At 77.7% G+C, this 1,419-nt stretch carries 2 protein-coding genes and 1 pseudogene; 1 reads left to right on the top strand and 2 read right to left on the bottom strand.

Translation table 11 applies throughout. The annotated features are described in order from the left end of the window. Nucleotides 1-314: pseudogene (locus tag Q6969_RS15595) on the bottom strand (molybdopterin molybdenumtransferase MoeA); the annotation flags it as partial. A gap of 81 nt (nucleotides 315-395) precedes the next feature. On the opposite strand from Q6969_RS15595, the gene Q6969_RS15590 reads away from it, so the two are divergent. Continuing rightward, complete coding sequence (locus Q6969_RS15590; protein WP_317231258.1) at nucleotides 396-1,169, top strand: isocitrate lyase/phosphoenolpyruvate mutase family protein; 774 nt, start codon at nucleotides 396-398, stop codon at nucleotides 1,167-1,169. Here Q6969_RS15590 and Q6969_RS15585 read toward each other — a convergent pair. After that, the coding region (locus Q6969_RS15585) for a hypothetical protein (protein WP_317231257.1) at nucleotides 1,162-1,419 on the bottom strand (258 nt) is incomplete at its 5' end. The genes Q6969_RS15590 and Q6969_RS15585 overlap by 8 nt on opposite strands.

Genomic DNA, 1,419 nt, shown 5'->3' with positions numbered 1-1,419 from the left:
GCGCGGCCGGCGGGGATCCGCGCGGCGACGCGGAGGGCGACCGGGCGTGCGGGCGACGCGGCGAGGAGGTCCGCCGCGCGCACGGCGTAGCCGTCCATCTGCGAGTTGCGGAAGGGCGGGAGGTCGAGGGGGCTGGTGACGTCGTGGGCGAGCACGCGGTCGGCGTAGCGGTGCGGATCCCGCGTGAGCGCGCCCGCGTCGACGGGCAGCTCCTCGCCGGGCAGGTCCGCGAGCGGGGCGAGGAGGGCGCGCACGGCCGCGCGGTGCTCCTCGACGCGGTATCGCGCGGGGGCGGCGGGGCGGTCGGGGGTCATGCCCCCATCATCCCCGAGACGCGGTGGCCATCCGCCGATCCCGCGCCCCCGTCCGTCCGGCGCCCGCCCTAGGGTCGGACCATGACCATCGCCGCCCGCGGGCAGACCCTCGTCGACCTCCACACCGCACCCGAGCTCCTCCGGGTGGTGAACGTGTGGGACGCGATCTCGGCCGCCGCCGTCGCCGCGCTCCCCGAGACCCGGGCCCTCGCCACCGCGAGCCACTCCATCGCCGCGACCTTCGGCTACGAGGACGGCGAGCGGATCCCGCTCGACCTGCACCTCGACATGATCGGCCGCATCGTCGCCGCCGTGGAGCAGCCCGTCTCCGCCGACCTCGAGTCGGGCTACGGCGACGCCGGCGAGACCGTGCGCCGCGCCATCGGCGTCGGCGTCGTCGGCGCGAACCTGGAGGACGGCATGCGGCCGCTCGCCGACTCCGTGCGCGCCGTCGAGGCGGCCGTCGCCGCGGCTCAGGCGGAGGGCGTGCCCTTCGCCCTCAACGCCCGCACCGACGCGTACGTCCGGGGCGGCGACCGCGACCGGTCCGACGTCCTCGCCGACGCCGTCGAGCGCTCGCGCGCCTACCTCGCCGCGGGCGCCACGAGCGTCTTCGTGCCCGGCCCGCTCACGGAGGACGAGGTGCGCACGCTGGTCGACGCCGTCGGACCGCAACGCCTCACCGTCATCGGGATCCCCGGCTCCCTCTCCCCCGCCCGGTTCGAGGAGCTCGGCGTCGCGCGCATCTCCTACGGCCCGTGGACGCAGCGCGTCGCGCTGACCGCGCTCCAGAACACCGCGACCGCCCTCTACGCGGGCGGCGCGCTACCCGAGGGGACGCGTCCGCTCAACTGACCGGATCCCTCCCCGGAGCCCGGCGGAGCAGCAGGGCGGCGGACAGCACCAGCGCGCCGCTCTGCAGCGACGCCGTCACGAGGTACGGCATGGCCACCGCCGCGGCGACGAGGGCGGCACCCGCCACCGCCAGGGCTCGGATCCGCGTCCGGCGACCGCGCGCCCGAGCGGCGACGACCTGCGCGACCGCGGCCCCCGCGAACAGAAGGAGCGGGAGGGCGGCCGCTCCCGGCCGCCGCGACGCGACCTC

It is taken from the genome of Clavibacter sp. MX14-G9D (assembly GCF_032917815.1).
GTDB lineage: Bacteria > Actinomycetota > Actinomycetes > Actinomycetales > Microbacteriaceae > Clavibacter > Clavibacter michiganensis_K.
This window is presented reverse-complemented; position numbering and strand designations above follow the sequence as displayed.